The organism is Streptomyces sp. NPDC107528, from assembly GCF_055639295.1.
The window spans coordinates 353,983-371,599 of sequence record NZ_JBVKAV010000004.1; the positions used below are offsets into that span (position 1 = coordinate 353,983).

The following is a 17,617-nucleotide window of genomic DNA, read 5'->3' on the forward strand; positions in this document are numbered from 1 at the left end:
CGGGCGCCGGGTGCCGAGTGCCGAGTGCCGGAAGGCGGGCGCCGAGTGCCGGGAGGCGGCTGCCCGTTATTCGCTGTCGGCGGCAGGGAACGCCGAGTTAGCGTGCCTGCCGTGACTGACACGACAACTGCAACCGAGGCCGCCCCCGGCCACCGTACCGACGAACCGCCCCGCCTCACCCGGCTGACCTTCCACGGTCCGCTGTCCGAGGCACGGGCGCAGGGCCTCGTCCAGCGGCTCACCCGCACGAACCCCACGTCGGTCCTCGACATCGGCTGCGGCTGGGGCGAGCTGATGCTGCGCGTCCTGTCCGCCGCGCCCGACGCGACGGGGGTCGGCATCGACATCAAGGCCGAGGATCTCGCACGCGGCCGCCGCCTTGCCGAGGACCGAGGGCTGGCGGGCCGGGCCGAGTTCGTCGAGGAGTCCGCGGTCGGGACCGCACGCGGTCCGGCCGACCTGGTGCTGTGCGTCGGGGCGAGCCAGGCCCTGAGCTCGGCCGAGCCGCCCCAGCTCCTCATGGACGCCCTGCGCGAACTGCGCCGCCTGGTCGCCGACGGCGGACGCGTACTGCTCGGGGAGGGTTTCTGGCAGCGCACCCCGACGGCTGCCGAGCTCTCCGGCATGTGGCCCGGAGCCGCCCCCACCGACCACCACGACCTCGCGACCCTGCTCGACCTCGTGGTCGACGCCGGTTTCCGCCCGGAGTGGACGGAGACGGCGACCCTCGGTGAGTGGGAGGAGTTCGAGTCGGCGTACCAGGCGGACGTCGAGATCTGGCTGGCCGAACACCCGGATCACCCGCTCGCGGCCGAGACGCGCGAGCGCCTCGACCGGCATCGCGCCCAGTGGATGAGCTACCGCGGGGTGCTCGGGATCGCCTACCTCACGCTCGTGCCCGTACGCGGCTGACGTCCCCTCCGGCTACGCCGGCACGTGTACGGTCTCCACCCTGCTGGCGACCAGCCGCTCCCGCTCCCTGCGCGCCGCGCGCCCGCGCAGCCGCAGGATCTGGCTGACGCCCAGGGCCTGGAGGACGAACACCGCCGAGAAGGCGACGGCGTAGTCGTCCCCCGTCGCGTCGAGCAGCACGCCGATCGCGAACAGTGTCGTCATCGAGGCGACGAACCCGCCCATGTTGGTGATCCCGGACGCCGTCCCCTGACGCTCCGGCGGGTTCGCCGGCCGCGCGAAGTCGAAGCCGAGCATGGAGGCGGGCCCGCACGCCCCGAGCACCGTGCACAGCACGATCAGCAGCCACATCGGCGCCGTCGCACCGGGCCAGGCCAGTGTCGTCGCCCACAGCACCGCCGTCGCTCCCACCGTGCCCAGCGCCAGCGGGAGCCGCGCCTCGTGGTGCCGGGCGACGACCTGGCCGTAGACGAGGCCCACGACCATGTTCGACAGGACGACCAGGGTAAGCAGTTCACCGGCCGTCGCCCGGGACAGCCCCTGCGCCTCCACCAGGAACGGCATGCCCCACAGCAGCAGGAACACCATCGCCGGGAACTGCGTCGTGAAGTGCACCCACAGCCCGAGACGGGTGCCGGGCTCCCGCCAGGACGCGGCTATCTGGCGTCGTACGTACGCCGACCCCCGGTGCGCGAGCGGTTCCGGCTCGTGCCCCTCGGGGTGGTCCTTGAGGAACAGGAGCAGCAGGACGAGTACGACGACACCGGCGGCCGCGCTGCCCGCGAACGCCGCCGTCCAGCCCACCCCGTGCAGCAGCCGCGCCAGGACCAGTGTGGAGACGAGGTTGCCCGCCATGCCCGCAAGGCCCGCGAGCTGTGCGATCAGCGGGCCGCGTCGGGCCGGGAACCAGCGGGTGCCGAGCCGCAGCACGCTGATGAACGTCATCGCGTCGCCGCAGCCCAGCAGGGCGCGCGAGGCGAGGGCCGTGCCGTACGACGGCGAGAAGGCGAAGCCGAGTTGGCCCGCCGTGAACAGCACCACGCCGATGGCCAGCACCTTCTTGGTGCCGAGCCGGTCGACCAGCAGGCCGACGGGTATCTGCATGCCCGCGTAGACGAGCAGTTGGAGGATCGAGAACGTCGACAGGGCCGAGGCGTTCACGTGGAAGCGGTCCGCCGCGTCGAGGCCGGCGACCCCGAGGGACGTACGGAAGATGACGGCGACGAAGTAGACCGAGACGCCGATGCCCCAGATGGCGACGGCGCGGCGGCCGCCCGGGGGTGACCCCTCTGAGGGAGGACCGCCCGGCAACGCGGCAGCCTTCATCGCTCCTCACCCCGCGCCAGATGCGAGAACCAGCCGATGTGCCGGTGGACCATCCCGACGGCCTCCTCGGCGTCCCCCGAGCGCAGGGCCTGCAGGATCTCCTCGTGCTCGACGAGGGTCTTGGCGATCCGGTCGGGGTGGGAGTGCAGGACGGCCACGCCCATGCGCAGTTGCCGGTCGCGCAGTTGGTCGTACAGCCGCGACAGGATCTCGTTGCCGCCGCTGCGGACGATCTCCACATGGAAGCACCGGTCGGTGACGGCGGCACCGGCGAGGTCACCGGCGGCGGCCTGTGCCTTCTGCCGGGCGAGCAGTTCCTCCAGGCGCTCGATGAGTCCGGGGGGCGCGGGGACGGCCTTGCGCGCCGCGTGCTCCTCCACAAGCATCCGCGTCTCCACCACGTCCTTGATCTCCTGTGCGGAGACCGGCAGGACCAGTGCGCCCTTCTTCGGGTAGAGCTTGATCAGCCCTTCGGCCTCCAGCCGCAGCAGCGCCTCCCGCACCGGGGTGCGCGAGACCCCCACGGCCTCGGCCAGCTCGCCCTCGGTAAGGAGGGTGCCGCCCTCGTAACGGCGGTCCAGGACGCCCTGTTTGACGTGGCTGTAGACGCGGTCGGCGGCGGGTGGCTGCCTGAGCGGGGCGGGTGGGGCGGAAGGCATGGCCACAGCATAGATACAACACGTACGCATGGCGGTCGGCGTCCACCATGCGGACCCCAAAAGGAATCCCTGGGTAAAGACGCGGCACCTGCCGCATCTGGTGCACAACCTTCTGTGTTAATTACGTGTCACACACGTGCGGCCCCACTTTCTTCCCCTTCCAACTCGGCCGCACTTTCGGGGCATTCGACGTAATCGGGGTATTTAAGTTGATAACCGCCACCAAGGGCCTCCGCGTGCGCAGAGCCGCAGCCGTCGCCGTCACGACCGGCGCCGTGCTCGTGACCGGAGCCCTCACCGCGGCTCCCGCGCAGGCCGTGACGGCGCCCTCCATCACCGCCAAGGGCGGGTACCTGATGAACAGCGCGACCGGCACGACGCTCTTCACCAAGGCCGCTGACACCAAGAGGCTCACCGCCTCCACCACGAAGATCATGACCGCGAAGGTCGTACTGTCGCAGTCGAACCTGAACCTGGACACCAAGGTGACGATCAAGAAGGAGGTCAGCGATTACATGGTCCGCAAGGGCTACCCGTCGACGGCCCACCTGATCGTCGGCGACAAGGTGACCGTCCGTCAGCTGCTGTACGGGATGATGCTGCCCTCCGGCTGCGACGCCGCGATGGCCCTCGCCGACAAGTTCGGTTCCGGCTCGACGGTCTCGGCCCGCACCAAGAGCTTCATCGGCAAGATGAACACCATGGCCAAGAGCCTGGGCATGACGAACACGAAGTTCGACTCCTTCGACGGCATAAGCAACGGCTCCAACGCCTCGACGCCGCGCGACCTGACGAAGCTCGCCCGCAGCGTGATGAAGAGCTCCACGTTCAAGACCGTCGTGAAGACCAAGTCGTACACGGCCAAGACGATCACGAAGACCGGTTCCACCCGCACGATGGCGGCGTGGAAGAACACCAACGCGCTGCTCGGCTGGAACGGCACGCTCGGCATCAAGACCGGCTCCGGCACCGAGGCCAAGTACTGCCTCGTCTTCGCCGCCACGATGAACGGCGAGCAGGTCATGGGCGCCGTGCTGACCGCCTCCTCGGAGGCCAACCGCACGGCGGACGTGAAGAAGCTGATCAACTACGGCTACGCCAGGATCAGCTGACGCGTGGACATGACTGAGGGGCCCGCTTCCGCGGGCCCCTCAGTCATGGGAACTACCGGGCTCAGTAGTAGGTGTTGCCGTCCCAGGCGGACACCTCGCAGCCGAGCGCCGAATCTCCCTCGAAGACGCAGACCTGGATACGCATCGCCCAGATGCCGCGGTTGTCCTTCAACGAGGTCACCCACGTGCCGGCGGTGCCGGCGCCGGCGGTGACGGAGCGCCAGGCGTAGTTGGTCACCACTCGGTCCGGGGTGAGGGACTGCGCCCGGATGCGGACGTGGTGCCCGTCCGCCTTCCTGTCGTGCAGTTCGAGGTAAATGTCGTCCGCGTGGGTCTTGCTCGCGTAGTGGAAGTCGCCCTGGCGCAGCCAAGGCCAGACCGGATCTCCGGTCAGGCTAGGCAGGGTTACCAGTGGAGACTTCGAACTGCATCTCCGGCGGGTCATCCGGGTCGAAGTCCGTCCCCGCCTTGGGAGTCTGCCTGAGCACGGTGCCCTCGCCGAAGGTGTTCTCGTCCACCTTCGTCGGTTCGTAGTCGTCCCATCCCGCGGCCTTCAGACACTCGACCACCGAATCCCAGTCCTTGTACGTGAGATCCGGCATCCGCACCTGATCGGGGTCGAAGGTCGACTCCAACGGCTCGGTGCACTCGGTGGTCTCGACCGTACGACCCTTGTCCCCGGCCCGGTACCCAGGCTCGTGCGACGTCGCCGTCGCCGTCGTGCCGCCGCTCCCACCCCCGTCGTCCTCGGTGCCCCCGCCCTTCAGCGTCAGGGCCACGATCAGGCCGCCCACCGCGACGACGGACACGATGATCGAGCCGATGATCATCGGCCGGTTGCTCTTGCCGCCGCCCGAAGTGGCCTGCGTCTGGGGCGACATGGTGTACGGCGCCGGGGTCGGGTGGCCCGGCTGCGGGGAGTACGAGGCCGGTGGCGGCGTCTGGAAGCCCTGCTGCTGCGGGTAGCCGTATGCCGGCGACGGCATCGACGGCGGCGGGGTGCCGTACGGGTTCGGGGCCGGCGTCTGCTGGTACGGCGACTGGACGGAGCCCGCGGGCGGGGACGTCTGGCCGACCGGCGGGAACACCGAGGCGCCGACGCCCTGGCCGCTCTGCGTCTGCGAGCCGGGCACGATGCTGGGCGGGGCCGCCTGGAAGGACGCGGCCACGCGCAGGCACTCGTCGCGCATGGACTCGGAGCTCGGGAAGCGCTCGTTCGGGTTCTTCTTCAGCGCGCGGGCGATCAGCGCGTCCACGGCCGGCGGCAGGGCGCTGTTGATCGAGGACGCAGGCACCGGCTCCTCCTGCACGTGCGCGTACGCGATCGCCAGCGGTGAGTCGGCGTCGAACGGCAGCCGCCCGGTGACCAGTTGGAACAGCATGATGCCGACCGAGTAGAGGTCGGAGCGGGCGTCCACGGCCCGGCCCAGTGCCTGTTCCGGCGATAGGTACTGCGGGGTGCCGACCACCATGCCGGTCTGTGTCATCGACGTCACACCGGACTGCATGGCGCGCGCGATGCCGAAGTCCATGACCTTGACGACGCCGCGCTTGTTCATCATCACGTTGCCCGGCTTGATGTCCCGGTGGACCAGGCCCATCTCGTGGCTGATCTCCAGCGCCGCGAGCACATCCGCGGTGATCTTCAGCGCCTTGTCTGCGGGCATCGCGCCGAACTGCCGTACGTCCTCGTCGAAGACGGAGCTGAGGGGGCGGCCCTCGATGTACTCCATGACGATGTACGGCGTCGTCATGCCGTCGACTTCGTCCTCGCCGGTGTCGAACACCGAGACGATGTTGGTGTGCGTGAGCTTCGCCACGGCCTGGGCCTCGCGGCGGAAGCGCTCGCGGAAGGCCTGTTCGCGGCCGAGTTCGGTGTGCAGCGTCTTGACCGCGACCTGCCGGTCGAGCACGGAGTCGTAGGCGAGATGCACGGCGGCCATGCCGCCCTGGCCGAGCAGGTCGCGCAGCTGATAGCGGCCGCCGGCCAGCGACCGCCCCGCGTTCTGGCCCTGTGCGCCGTCCTGGCTCATGTTCTGCGTCCCCCGTACCCTCTCGGGCGCCTGCGATTGCCGTGGATCGAGTGATCCCGAGTGATCCAATGTGGTATTCCCGGCCAAGTCTGCCCCACGGCACTGACAGGTCAAGCGCGGTGCCCGTTCCGTGACCGTACGCGAAGGCAGCGTCGCGGAAGCGTTACAGGGGCTGTACGGCCGGCGCACAGAATTTGCACGACGGGACGGAGTAACGGTTTGATGGCCGGTCCGTCTTCGTCAGGCCGGGGCCACCGTCTCGGACCGACGGCTTGCGCCGAGCCTGTAGCGTGGCCGACGGAGACCGTAACAACACCGCGCGCACCGCGGGCAGAAACGACGGCGAGGACCGATGGCACAGCAGCAGCGCGCTCAGGGCCCGTCCGACCCCGAGGCGGCTGGCGGCGGTATGTCAGATGCGCCGGAAATGTGGGGTAATGGCGGACTTGTCGGGGACGGCCGATATCGGCTGACCCGCAGACTCGGCCGGGGCGGCATGGCCGAGGTGTTCGCGGCCGAGGACGTACGCCTCGGACGCACCGTGGCGGTCAAGCTGCTGCGCTCCGACCTCGCCGAGGACCCCGTCTCCAAGGCGCGCTTCACGCGCGAGGCCCAGTCGGTGGCCGGCCTCAACCACCATGCGATCGTCGCCGTGTACGACTCCGGCGAGGACGTCGTGGGCGCGCACAGCGTGCCGTACATCGTGATGGAGATCGTCGAGGGCCGCACCATCCGCGACCTCCTCCTCAACGCCGAGGCGCCCGGCCCCGAGCAGGCCCTGATCATCGTCTCCGGTGTCCTGGAGGCCCTCGCCTACTCGCACCAGCACGGCATCGTGCACCGCGACATCAAGCCCGCCAACGTCATCATCACGCACAACGGCGCCGTGAAGGTGATGGACTTCGGCATCGCCCGCGCCCTGCACGGCGCGCAGTCGACGATGACGCAGACCGGCATGGTCATGGGCACCCCGCAGTACCTGTCGCCCGAGCAGGCGCTCGGCAAGGCGGTCGACCACCGCTCCGACCTGTACGCGACGGGCTGCCTGCTCTACGAACTCCTCGCACTGCGCCCGCCGTTCACCGGCGAGACGCCGCTGTCGGTGGTCTACCAGCACGTCCAGGACATCCCGACCCCGCCGTCCGAGGCCTCCGACGCCGTGCCGCCGGAGCTCGACGGCCTGGTCATGCGCTCCCTCGCCAAGGAACCGGACGACCGCTTCCAGACGGCCGAGGAGATGCGCGGCCTCGTCCAGTACGCCCTGCAGATGCTGTACGACCAGGGCGGCCACACCGGCACCTGGAACACCGGCCCGGTGGCGATGCACGAAGGCCGGAACACTCCGGCCGCGGGCTTCGCGAACACGACCGTCATGGGGCACCCCGGCGACTCCGGCTCCGGCACGACGCAGATCCCGCAGCCGATCATCCCCTCCGGGTACGGCGGCGGAGACGACGGCGGCTTCGAGGGGCGCGGGAACAGGGGCAGCGGGCGCGGCAAGCTGTGGATCCTCGCCGTCCTCGCCGTGATCGCCATCGCGGCGGGTGTCGCGCTGGCACTGAACAACGGCGGTGGTGGTGGCGGCGGCGGAGACACCAAGGAGACGCCGACCACCTCGCAGACCACCGACGAGGACAAGGCCACCGACGATCCGACGGACGAGCCGACCGACGAGCCGACCGACGAGGTCACGGACGACGGCTCCGGCACGGGCACCGACCCGGACTACACGCCGACGGACACGCCGACGGAAGAGCCGACGGAGGAGCCGACGGAGGAGCCGACGGAGGAGCCGACGGAGGAGCCGACCACCACGGAGCCGACGGACGAGCCGACCACCACGGAGCCGACGGACGAGCCGACCGAGGATCCCACGCTGCCGACACCGCCGACGGGCGGCGTCGAGGGCTGACCCCTTCCTTGGCGCCTTCCTGGCGCCCTCCTGGCGCAAAACAGCCTGTACACGCGCGTGCGGCCCGGCAACGGGCTGCACGCGCGTGTGGCGTTTTCGGGGCATATCGGCCGACCGGGTGGTACTCCGAGGACACCTCCGGCTGCGATCTCACGTCCGGCGACTCTTCCCGTGACCTGGGTCACCGATATAACGTGCCGTTGTTCCGGCCCCCTGCAAGGCTGTGACCAGGACTTGTTCCCGACTTTCGCGATTTACTTGGAAATCCAAGCAAAATCGCAGGTCAGGAGGGGTTTCACAGAAATGTGGAGCACTGGGTAACGTGCCTATTGCAGGGCGCTCGCCGGGGCACCTGTCACGCCTGTCCCCCATGAGCCGCACCCACCCTGTGCGTCCGTAGGGCTTCAGGTGAGCCGCACTGGCGCCCGGCGAACCCGGGTAGCCGGACCGACGGAGGAGCACACGTGACCGTGGAGAGCACTGCCGCGCGCAAGCCGCGACGCAGCGCCGGTACCAAGAGCACGGCCGGCAAGACAACCGCAAGGAAATCGCCGAGCACGGACCCCGAGCTCGTGCAATTGCTGACGCCCGAGGGCAAGCGCGTCAAGAACGCCGAGTACGACAAGTACGTCGCCGGCATCACCCCTGAAGAGCTCCGCGGCCTCTACCGCGACATGGTGCTCACCCGCCGCTTCGACGCCGAGGCCACCTCCCTGCAGCGCCAGGGCGAGCTGGGCCTGTGGGCGTCGCTGCTCGGCCAGGAGGCCGCCCAGATCGGCTCCGGCCGCGCGACCCGCGAGGACGACTACGTCTTCCCGACCTACCGCGAGCACGGCGTCGCCTGGTGCCGCGGGGTCGACCCGACCAACCTGCTGGGCATGTTCCGAGGCGTGAACAACGGCGGCTGGGACCCGAACAGCAACAACTTCCAGCTGTACACGATCGTCATCGGTTCCCAGACGCTGCACGCGACCGGCTACGCGATGGGCATCGCCAAGGACGGCGCCGACAGCGCGGTGATCGCGTACTTCGGTGACGGCGCCTCCAGCCAGGGCGACGTCGCGGAGTCCTTCACCTTCTCCGCGGTCTACAACGCCCCCGTGGTGTTCTTCTGCCAGAACAACCAGTGGGCGATCTCCGAGCCGACCGAGAAGCAGACCCGGGTGCCGCTCTACCAGCGCGCACAGGGCTACGGCTTCCCCGGCGTCCGCGTCGACGGCAACGACGTCCTGGCCTGTCTGGCCGTGACGAAGTGGGCGCTGGAGCGCGCTCGCAACGGTGAGGGACCGACGCTCGTCGAGGCCTACACGTACCGCATGGGCGCCCACACCACGTCCGACGACCCGACGAAGTACCGGGCCGACGAGGAGCGAGAGGCCTGGGAGGCGAAGGACCCGATCCTGCGCGTTCGCCGGTACCTCGAGGCTTCAAACCACGCGGACGAGGGATTCTTCGCGGAACTGGAGACCGAGAGCGAGGCGTTGGGCAAGGGAGTGCGTGAGGCGGTCCGTGCCATGCCGGACCCGGACCACTTCGCCATCTTCGAGAACGTGTACGCGGACGGGCATGCGCTCGTCGACGAGGAGCGCGCCCAGTTCGCCGCCTACCAGGCGTCGTTCGCGGACGTAGAGGGGGCCTGACATGGCAGCGGAGACAGTCAAGAGCATGGCTCTTGCCAAGGCGATCAACGAATCGCTGCGGCACGCGCTCGACGCGGACCCCAAGGTCCTCATCATGGGCGAGGACGTCGGCAAGCTCGGCGGCGTCTTCCGGGTCACCGACGGCCTGCAGAAGGACTTCGGCGAGAGCCGGGTCATCGACACCCCGCTGGCCGAGTCGGGCATCGTCGGCACCGCGATCGGCCTGGCCCTGCGCGGCTACCGCCCCGTGGTGGAGATCCAGTTCGACGGCTTCGTCTTCCCGGCCTACGACCAGATCGTCACCCAGCTCGCGAAGATGCACGCGCGCTCGCTGGGCAAGGTCAAGCTCCCGGTCGTCGTCCGCATCCCCTACGGCGGCGGCATCGGTGCGGTCGAGCACCACTCGGAGTCGCCGGAAGCCCTCTTCGCGCACGTGGCGGGCCTGAAGATCGTGTCGCCGTCCAACGCGTCGGACGCGTACTGGATGATGCAGCAGGCCATCCAGAGCGACGACCCGGTGATCTTCTTCGAGCCCAAGCGGCGCTACTGGGACAAGGGCGAGGTCAGCACCGAGGCGATCCCGGGCCCGCTGCACAAGGCGAAGGTCGTCCGCGAGGGCACGGACCTCACGCTGGCCGCGTACGGTCCGATGGTGAAGCTCTGCCAGGAGGTCGCCGCCGCGGCCGCCGAGGAGGGCCGGAACCTGGAGGTCCTGGACCTGCGCTCGGTCTCCCCTCTGGACTTCGACTCGATCCAGACGTCGGTCGAGAAGACCCGCCGTCTTGTGGTGGTCCACGAGGCCCCGGTGTTCTTCGGCTCGGGCGCGGAGATCGCCGCCCGGATCACGGAGCGCTGCTTCTACCATCTGGAGGCCCCGGTGCTGCGGGTGGGCGGCTATCACGCCCCGTATCCGCCGGCGCGTCTGGAGGAGGAGTACCTGCCGGGCCTGGACCGGGTGCTCGACGCCGTCGACCGTGCCCTGGCGTACTGAGGAGAGGGTCGTGACGACGATGACGGAAGCGTCCGTGCGCGAGTTCAAGATGCCCGACGTGGGCGAGGGACTCACCGAGGCCGAGATCCTCAAGTGGTACGTCCAGCCGGGCGACACGGTCACCGACGGCCAGGTGGTGTGCGAGGTCGAGACGGCCAAGGCGGCCGTCGAGCTGCCCATCCCGTACGACGGGGTGGTCCGCGAGCTGCACTTCCCCGAGGGCACCACGGTGGACGTCGGCACGGCGATCATCGCGGTGGACCTGGCGGGCGGGGCGGCGCCGGCCGCTGAGGCGCCGGCCGCGCAGCCAGAAGCCGCTCAGGAGGAGCCCAAGCCGGAGGGGTCCGGCCGCCAGCCGGTCCTGGTCGGCTACGGCGTGGCCCAGACCTCGACGAAGCGCCGCCCGCGCAAGGGGGCCGACGTCCCGCACCAGGAGCCCTCGACGCCGGCGCAGGCACTGCAGTCCGAGCTGAACGGCCACGGCCCGGCGCCGGCGGTGACGTCCGACCGACCGCTGGCGAAGCCGCCGGTGCGCAAGCTGGCGAAGGACCTGGGCGTCGACCTGGCCACGGTGACTCCGACGGGCCCCGACGGCATCATCACGCGCGAGGACGTCCACGCGGCGGTGGCCCCGTCCGCGCCGGCCGCCGAGCCGGTGCCCCAGGCCGCCCCGGCCGTCGCTCCGGCCGCCCCGGCGCCGATGGCCGCGGCCACGTACGACACGGCCCGTGAGACCCGTATCCCGGTCAAGGGCGTGCGCAAGGCGACGGCGGCGGCGATGGTCGGGTCGGCGTTCACGGCGCCGCATGTCACGGAGTTCGTGACGGTGGACGTGACGCGCACGATGAAGCTGGTCGAGGAGCTCAAGCAGGACAAGGAGTTCGCGGGCCTGCGCGTGAACCCCCTGCTGCTGATCTCCAAGGCCCTGCTGGTCGCGATCAAGCGCAATCCGGAGGTCAACGCGTCCTGGGACGAGGCGAACCAGGAGATCGTGCAGAAGCACTACGTCAACCTGGGCATCGCGGCGGCGACCCCGCGCGGCCTGATCGTCCCGAACATCAAGGACGCCCAAGCCAGGACGCTCCCGCAACTGGCCCAGGCGCTCGGCGAGCTGGTGTCGACGGCAAGGGACGGCAAGACGACCCCCGCCGCGATGCAGGGCGGCACGGTCACCATCACCAACGTCGGCGTCTTCGGCGTCGACACCGGCACGCCGATCCTGAACCCCGGCGAGTCCGCGATCCTCGCGGTCGGCGCGATCAAGCTCCAGCCGTGGGTCCACAAGGGCAAGGTGAAGCCGCGTCAGGTCACGACGCTGGCGCTCAGCTTCGACCACCGCCTGGTGGACGGTGAGCTGGGCTCCAAGGTGCTGGCGGACGTGGCGGCGATCCTGGAACAGCCGAAGCGGCTGATCACCTGGGCGTGAGCCATGCGTGAGGGAGCCCGGCACCTGCGGTGCCGGGCTCCGTCCGTCATGGGCCGGGCGCCTACAGGTACGGTCCGCCCGAGCGGCCGCCCGGGTGCTGCTCGCCGTCCTCGGGGCCGCCGACGCCCGGCGGGAGGGCCCGGCGCATCTGCTCCAACTGGGCCCGCGCGGCCATCTGCTGGGCGAACAGCGTGGTCTGGATGCCGTGGAACAGGCCCTCCAGCCAGCCGACCAACTGGGCCTGCGCGATCCGCAGTTCCGCGTCGCTCGGTGTCGCCTCGTCCGTGAACGGCAGGGACAGCCGCTCCAGCTCCTCGACGAGTTCCGGGGCCAGGCCGTCCTCCAGCTCCTTCACGGAGCTGGCGTGGATCTCCTTGAGCCGGACGCGGCTCGCCTCGTCCAGCGGCGCCACGCGGACCTCTTCGAGCAGCTGCTTGATCATGCTTCCGATCCGCATGACCTTCGCCGGCTGCTCGACCATCTCCGTCACCGGAACCTCGCGGGAGTCCTCGTCGCCTCCGCCGCCGATGGCCATCCCGTCCTGGCCCACGACCAGGATCTGGGGGTTCTCCGACGACCGTTCGTTCCTCGGCATCTCCATGCCGCCATTCTCTCGCACCCGTACAGCTCATCATCGTGGTGCCCCCCATGTGGGGTGATCCACCGTTTACAGGGCGGGAGATTCCGTCAGGCTCGGTTCGGTCGGGTGGCTGCTTCCGAAATGCCGGGTTTGCCAGGTCCTGTGAGGCTTGTGCCATGACTTCATGGCTGGGGGGCGTACGGGCGGGGCGGGCAGGGCGGGGGCGACCGCGGGAGCTGCGTGCCGCGGGAGTGCTGGGGGTGCTGGCGTTGGGGCTGATCCTGGGGCCGGGCGGGTCTGTGATGGCGTACGGGCTGGAGGGCGGGCGTGGCGCTGCCCCGTCAGGGGCTTCCTCCGATGCCAGGGCCGGGTCCAGGGGTTCCGCCGACTCCGGAGCCGGGTCCAGGGCCTCCTCCGACCCCACAGCCGGGTCCCGGGCCATCTCCCGCTCCACGGGCGAGTCCAGGGGCTCCTACGGCTCCGCAAGCACGCCCCGGCCCGGCCCGGCCGCCGCTTCCCGTGGCCCCTCCGGCTCGGCGGCGACGCCCCCGGCCTCCTCCGGGCCCTCGGGTTCCCCCGCAACGGCGTCCGAGGGCTCCGCCGGCTCCGACTCCGAGTCCGAGTCCGGGCCCCCCTCCGGTTCGCCCCCGGCGTCCGGGATCGCCTCCGCCCCCGCCTCCCCCACGGTCTCCGGGAAATCCGGCAAGCACTGGGAGGCCGGGAGGTCGGGCGAAGACATGAAGTCCGGGGCAACGCCCACCTCCACGGCCCACGGCCCCGGCGCCTCCCGCCCCAGCCCCTCCGACGGGCCGTCCCGGGCCGGGAGCCGGGCCGGCGAGGGACGGGAGCGGCCCGGGCGGGAGAAGGGGCCGCTGGAGGACGAGGAAGCGGTGACGGGGCGGGAACCCGACCGCGAGGAGTCGGGTGACGGCTCGACGCGGCCGGAGTCGGAGGGCGAGGACGACGGGGGTGGGGCGACGGAGAGCTCGGAGGCCGCCGGAGACGCCTCCGCCCCGGCGACCCACTCCGTACCCCGGCCCGTCACGCACGCCGAGGACCGCGCCGAACCCGTACTGCAGGTCCTGCCCCTCGGCGCCGGGCTCGTGCTCATCGGGCTCGGCCTGGGCCTCGCCTTCGTGGGTCTCAGGCTGCGGCGCGGCTAGCGGCCGGCGGCCGGCAGGTGGCCGCTCGGGGCGCCCTGGCCACCGTGCCCACCGTGGCCGACCTACGGCACGACGAGGAGCACCTTGCCCACGTGCCCGCTCTCCTCCAGCACCCGGTGCGCCCCGGCCGCGTCGTTCATCGGCATCTCGCGGTCCACCACCGGCCGTACGTGCCCGGCGTCCAGCAGGGGCCACACGTGCTCGCGTACGGCCGCGACGATCGCCGCCTTCTCACCGAGGGGACGGGCACGCAGCGAGGTCGCGCTCACGGCAGCCCGCTTGGCCAGGAGCGCGCCGATGTTGAGCTCGCCCTTGACGCCGCCCTGCAGGCCGATGATGGCGAGGCGGCCGTTCACGGCGAGGGTCTGGACGTTGCGGTCGAGGTACTTGGCGCCCATGTTGTCGAGGATGACGTCGGCTCCGGCCCCGTCGGTGGCCTTCTTGACCTCGGCGACGAAGTCCTGCTCCCGGTAGTTGACGAGGATGTCGGCGCCCAGCTCGGCGCACCGGTCGAGCTTCTCCTTGCTGCCCGCCGTGACGGCGACCTTGGCGCCGACGGCCTTGGCCAGCTGGACGGCCATGGTGCCGATGCCGCTCGAACCGCCGTGCACGAGCAGGGTCTCGCCCGGGCGCAGGTGGGAGACCATGAAGACGTTCGACCAGACCGTGCAGACCACCTCGGGCAGCGCGGCGGCCTGCGTGAGGCTCACGCCCTTGGGCACGGGCAGCAGCTGGCCCGCCGGTACGGCGACCTTCTCGGCGTAGCCGCCGCCCGCGAGCAGCGCGCACACCTCGTCGCCGACGGCCCAGCCGGAGACGCCGGGGCCGATCTCGGCGATCCGGCCGGAGCACTCCAGACCGGGGTAGGGGGAGGCGCCGGGCGGCGGGTTGTAGAAGCCCTGCCGCTGCAGGATGTCGGCACGGTTGACGGCCCCGGCCACCACCTCGACCAGCACCTCGCCCTCTCCGGCGACGGGATCGGGGACCTCGTCCCACACCAGCGCCTCGGGCCCACCAGGTTCGGGAATCGTGATCGCATGCATGGCACGGACGCTACTCCTCACTCCGCACACCCCGGCCGCGCTACTCCCACCCAAGCCCTCCAGCCACCGTCCCGGTCCCACCCGAGCCTTCGTCCCGGTTCCCCACCTGAGCCCCTCCGCTTCGGCCCCTGTCCTCCCGCCCGAGCCTCCCGCCTCGTTCCCTGTCCACCCGCCCGGCCCGCACTCCCGGCGGAGCCCCCACCTCGCCCCCGTCCTCCTACCCGACGCCCTCAACCCGGCCCCTGCGCTCCCGCCGGAGCTCCGCGCCCGGCCGCGGCACTCCCGCCCAAGCTTCTCCGCCCGGTCCCCCGTCTCGGGTTCGAGCCCCCGACTCCGCCCCGCACTCCCGGCGGAGCCCCCGCCTCGCCCCCGTCCTCCTACCCGACGCCCTCAACCCGGCCCCTCCGCTCCACCCGAGGCCCGTGCCCTGCCCGCGGCACTCCCGCCCGAGCTTCTCCGCCCTGCCCCCTCTCCCGTCCGAGCCCTCCAGGCTCCGCCCCCCGTTCCCCCGGCCGAGCCCCGCCTCACTCCCCGTCCTCCCGCCCGACGCCCTCAACCCGGCCCCTGCGCTCACGCCCGAGGTCCGCACCCCGGCCGCGGTACTCCCACCCGGCTTTCCAGCCACCGTCCCGGTCTCCCACCCGAGCCCTCCAGCCTCCGCCCCCGTTCCCGCGGCGGAGCCCCCCGCCTCGGTCCCCGGTCCCATGTCCCTCGGTCCTTGGGCCGGTCATTCGAAAATCCCTGTGCATCGCCGATGAGTTTGCGCGACCGTAAAGGTCTCCCCATGCGTAGCCCAAGAACGCGGAAGGACCACCCGGAAGGAACCCCGAAAGCATGAGCACGCAGACGACGTCCGGTCTCGCGATCGAGACCGCGGGCCTGGTGAAGACATTCGGTGAGACACGGGCCGTCGACGGCGTGGACCTCGCGGTTCCGGCCGGCACGGTCTACGGCGTCCTCGGCCCCAACGGCGCCGGAAAGACCACCACGGTGAAGATGCTCGCCACCCTCCTACGACCCGACGGCGGCGAGGCGCACGTCTTCGGCCACGACGTCGTCCGCGAGGCCGACGAGGTGCGCGGCCGCGTCAGCCTCACCGGCCAGTACGCCTCCGTGGACGAGGACCTCACCGGCACCGAGAACCTGGTCCTGCTGGGCCGGCTCCTCGGACACGGCAAGCAGGCCGCGCGGCAGCGCTCCGGGCAGCTCCTGGAGGCCTTCGGGCTGACGGAGGCGGCCGGGAAGCAGGTCAAGAACTACTCCGGCGGCATGCGGCGCCGTATCGACATCGCCGCCTCCATCCTCAACACCCCCGACCTGCTCTTCCTCGACGAGCCGACGACCGGCCTGGACCCGCGCAGCCGCAACCAGGTGTGGGACATCGTGCGCGCGGTCGTCGCCCAGGGCACCACCGTGCTGCTGACCACGCAGTACCTGGACGAGGCCGACCAGCTGGCCTCCCGGATCGCCGTGATCGACCGCGGCAAGGTGATCGCCGAGGGGACCAAGGGCGAGCTCAAGGCGTCCGTGGGCGCCGGTTCCGTCCATCTGCGGCTGCGCGACGCGGCGCAGCGTCCTGAGGCCGAGCGCATCCTGCGGCTGGCCCTGGACGCGGACGTGCAACTGGAGCCGGATCCCGTGGCCCTCACCGCGCGTGTCGGCTCCGGGGCGGCCAATGGCCAGGGCGCGGCGGAACAGGCCGCCCGCGCGCTCGCCGAGCTGGCCCGCACCGGCATCACCGTCGACAACTTCTCGCTGGGCCAGCCGAGCCTGGACGAGGTCTTCCTCGCCCTCACCGGGCACGACACCCACGACGCACGCGACGCACGCGACAACGACGACCGGACGGACAAGGCCGACGGGGCCGACGGGGCCGACGGGGCCGGCAAGGACGACAAGGACGGGGTGGCGGCATGAGCACCGTGACGCAGACCGAGAACAAGGAACTCGCCCCCGTCAGCGCCGAGTCGCTCGCGGCGTTGCTCGTCGCGGGGGAGCGGCCGGCGCGGCCCAGCGCCCTCTCCGCCTCGATGACCTTCGGCTGGCGCGCGATCCTGAAGATCAAGCACGTGCCGGAGCAGCTCTTCGACGTCACCGCGTTCCCGATCATGATGGTGCTGATGTACACGTACCTGTTCGGGGGCGCCCTCGCCGGGTCCCCGAAGGAGTACATCCAGTTCCTGCTGCCGGGCATCCTGGTGATGTCGGTCGTGATGATCACGATGTACACGGGCGTCTCGGTCAACACCGACATCGAGAAGGGCGTCTTCGACCGGTTCCGTTCGCTGCCCATCTGGCGGCCGTCGACGATGGTCGGCTATCTGCTGGGCGACGCCCTGCGCTACACGATCGCGTCCGTGGTGATGCTCACCGTCGGCATGATCATCGGCTACCGCCCGGACGGCGGGGTGCTCGGTGTCCTCGCCGGGATCGCCCTGCTGGTCGCCTTCTCGTTCGCGTTCTCGTGGGTCTGGACGATGTTCGGGCTGTTGCTGCGCAGCGAGAAGTCGGTGATGGGCGTCAGCATGATGGTGCTGTTCCCGTTGACCTTCCTGTCGAACATCTTCGTCGACCCGAAGACCATGCCGGGCTGGCTCCAGGCCTTCGTCAACAACAGCCCGATCACTCATCTGGCCTCGGCTGTCCGCGAGTTGATGGCGGGCAATTGGCCGGCGGACGAGATCGCCTGGTCGGTGGGCTGGGCGGGCCTGTTCGTGCTGGTCTTCGGGCCGATCACGATGCGGCTGTACAACCGCAAGTAGCGCGTACAGCCGCAAGCAGCGCGTACAACCCCAAGAAACGCGTACAGCCGCAAGCAGC

Annotated in this window: 15 protein-coding genes; 9 read left to right on the forward strand and 6 right to left on the reverse strand. The window is 70.7% G+C overall.

Annotation, left to right across the window (positions count from 1 at the left end):
- Positions 1-111 precede the first annotated feature (111 nt).
- Complete coding sequence (locus ACZ7L5_RS15290) at positions 112-912, forward strand: SAM-dependent methyltransferase (RefSeq protein ID WP_471517021.1); 801 nt, start codon at positions 112-114, stop codon at positions 910-912.
- 12 nt (positions 913-924) lie between these two features.
- Here ACZ7L5_RS15290 and ACZ7L5_RS15295 read toward each other — a convergent pair whose 3' ends face one another.
- Complete coding sequence (locus ACZ7L5_RS15295; RefSeq protein ID WP_471517022.1) at positions 925-2,238, reverse strand: MFS transporter; 1,314 nt, start codon at positions 2,236-2,238, stop codon at positions 925-927.
- On the reverse strand, positions 2,235-2,897 hold the full coding sequence (locus tag ACZ7L5_RS15300; protein ID WP_471517023.1) for a GntR family transcriptional regulator: 663 nt from the start codon (positions 2,895-2,897) through the stop codon (positions 2,235-2,237). Before ACZ7L5_RS15300 ends, ACZ7L5_RS15295 begins: the two co-directional genes overlap by 4 nt.
- A 209-nt stretch (positions 2,898-3,106) precedes the next feature.
- Here ACZ7L5_RS15300 and ACZ7L5_RS15305 point away from each other — a divergent pair, with 209 nt between their 5' ends.
- Positions 3,107-4,009: a D-alanyl-D-alanine carboxypeptidase family protein gene (locus ACZ7L5_RS15305; RefSeq protein ID WP_471517024.1), complete on the forward strand. Its 903-nt coding sequence runs from the start codon at positions 3,107-3,109 to the stop codon at positions 4,007-4,009.
- Between the two features lie 61 nt (positions 4,010-4,070).
- Here ACZ7L5_RS15305 and ACZ7L5_RS15310 read toward each other — a convergent pair whose 3' ends face one another.
- Together ACZ7L5_RS15310 and ACZ7L5_RS15315 are read right to left on the reverse strand one after the other, a co-directional pair.
- Positions 4,071-4,454 carry a hypothetical protein gene (locus ACZ7L5_RS15310; RefSeq protein WP_471517025.1) on the reverse strand — a complete coding sequence of 128 codons (384 nt, stop codon included), beginning with the start codon at positions 4,452-4,454 and terminating at the stop codon, positions 4,071-4,073.
- Positions 4,405-6,042, reverse strand: coding sequence for a protein kinase domain-containing protein (locus ACZ7L5_RS15315; RefSeq protein ID WP_471517026.1), 1,638 nt, complete (start codon positions 6,040-6,042; stop codon positions 4,405-4,407). The genes ACZ7L5_RS15310 and ACZ7L5_RS15315 overlap by 50 nt, the downstream gene beginning before the upstream one ends.
- A gap of 352 nt (positions 6,043-6,394) precedes the next feature.
- On the opposite strand from ACZ7L5_RS15315, the gene ACZ7L5_RS15320 reads away from it, so the two are divergent.
- The 4 genes from ACZ7L5_RS15320 (at position 6,395) to ACZ7L5_RS15335 (ending at position 12,011) form a co-directional block, all read left to right on the forward strand.
- A complete protein-coding gene (locus ACZ7L5_RS15320; protein ID WP_471517027.1) occupies positions 6,395-7,954 on the forward strand; it encodes a protein kinase domain-containing protein in 1,560 nt (519 codons plus the stop codon).
- A gap of 464 nt (positions 7,955-8,418) precedes the next feature.
- Positions 8,419-9,594 carry a pyruvate dehydrogenase (acetyl-transferring) E1 component subunit alpha gene (gene pdhA / locus ACZ7L5_RS15325; protein WP_363034996.1) on the forward strand — a complete coding sequence of 392 codons (1,176 nt, stop codon included), beginning with the start codon at positions 8,419-8,421 and terminating at the stop codon, positions 9,592-9,594.
- Position 9,595: 1 nt separating this feature from the next.
- Positions 9,596-10,585, forward strand: coding sequence for an alpha-ketoacid dehydrogenase subunit beta (locus tag ACZ7L5_RS15330; RefSeq protein ID WP_328880473.1), 990 nt, complete (start codon positions 9,596-9,598; stop codon positions 10,583-10,585).
- A 10-nt stretch (positions 10,586-10,595) separates the two neighbouring features.
- A complete protein-coding gene (locus tag ACZ7L5_RS15335; protein WP_471517028.1) occupies positions 10,596-12,011 on the forward strand; it encodes a dihydrolipoamide acetyltransferase family protein in 1,416 nt (471 codons plus the stop codon).
- Positions 12,012-12,072: 61 nt separating this feature from the next.
- On the opposite strand, the gene ACZ7L5_RS15340 is transcribed toward ACZ7L5_RS15335, so the two are convergent.
- Complete coding sequence (locus ACZ7L5_RS15340) at positions 12,073-12,612, reverse strand: bacterial proteasome activator family protein (protein WP_328425801.1); 540 nt, start codon at positions 12,610-12,612, stop codon at positions 12,073-12,075.
- Between the two features lie 155 nt (positions 12,613-12,767).
- Between ACZ7L5_RS15340 and ACZ7L5_RS15345 the strand changes: the two genes are divergently transcribed.
- Positions 12,768-13,754: a hypothetical protein gene (locus tag ACZ7L5_RS15345; RefSeq protein ID WP_471517029.1), complete on the forward strand. Its 987-nt coding sequence runs from the start codon at positions 12,768-12,770 to the stop codon at positions 13,752-13,754.
- Positions 13,755-13,816: 62 nt separating this feature from the next.
- Here ACZ7L5_RS15345 and ACZ7L5_RS15350 read toward each other — a convergent pair whose 3' ends face one another.
- Complete coding sequence (locus ACZ7L5_RS15350) at positions 13,817-14,797, reverse strand: NAD(P)H-quinone oxidoreductase (protein ID WP_391398085.1); 981 nt, start codon at positions 14,795-14,797, stop codon at positions 13,817-13,819.
- Positions 14,798-15,631: 834 nt separating this feature from the next.
- Between ACZ7L5_RS15350 and ACZ7L5_RS15355 the strand changes: the two genes are divergently transcribed.
- Positions 15,632-16,714: an ATP-binding cassette domain-containing protein gene (locus tag ACZ7L5_RS15355; protein WP_471517030.1), complete on the forward strand. Its 1,083-nt coding sequence runs from the start codon at positions 15,632-15,634 to the stop codon at positions 16,712-16,714.
- Positions 16,711-17,559 (forward strand): ABC transporter permease, encoded by an 849-nt coding sequence (locus tag ACZ7L5_RS15360; protein WP_471517031.1) that lies wholly within the window; start codon positions 16,711-16,713, stop codon positions 17,557-17,559. Before ACZ7L5_RS15355 ends, ACZ7L5_RS15360 begins: the two co-directional genes overlap by 4 nt.
- The last annotated feature ends 58 nt before the right edge of the window (positions 17,560-17,617 follow it).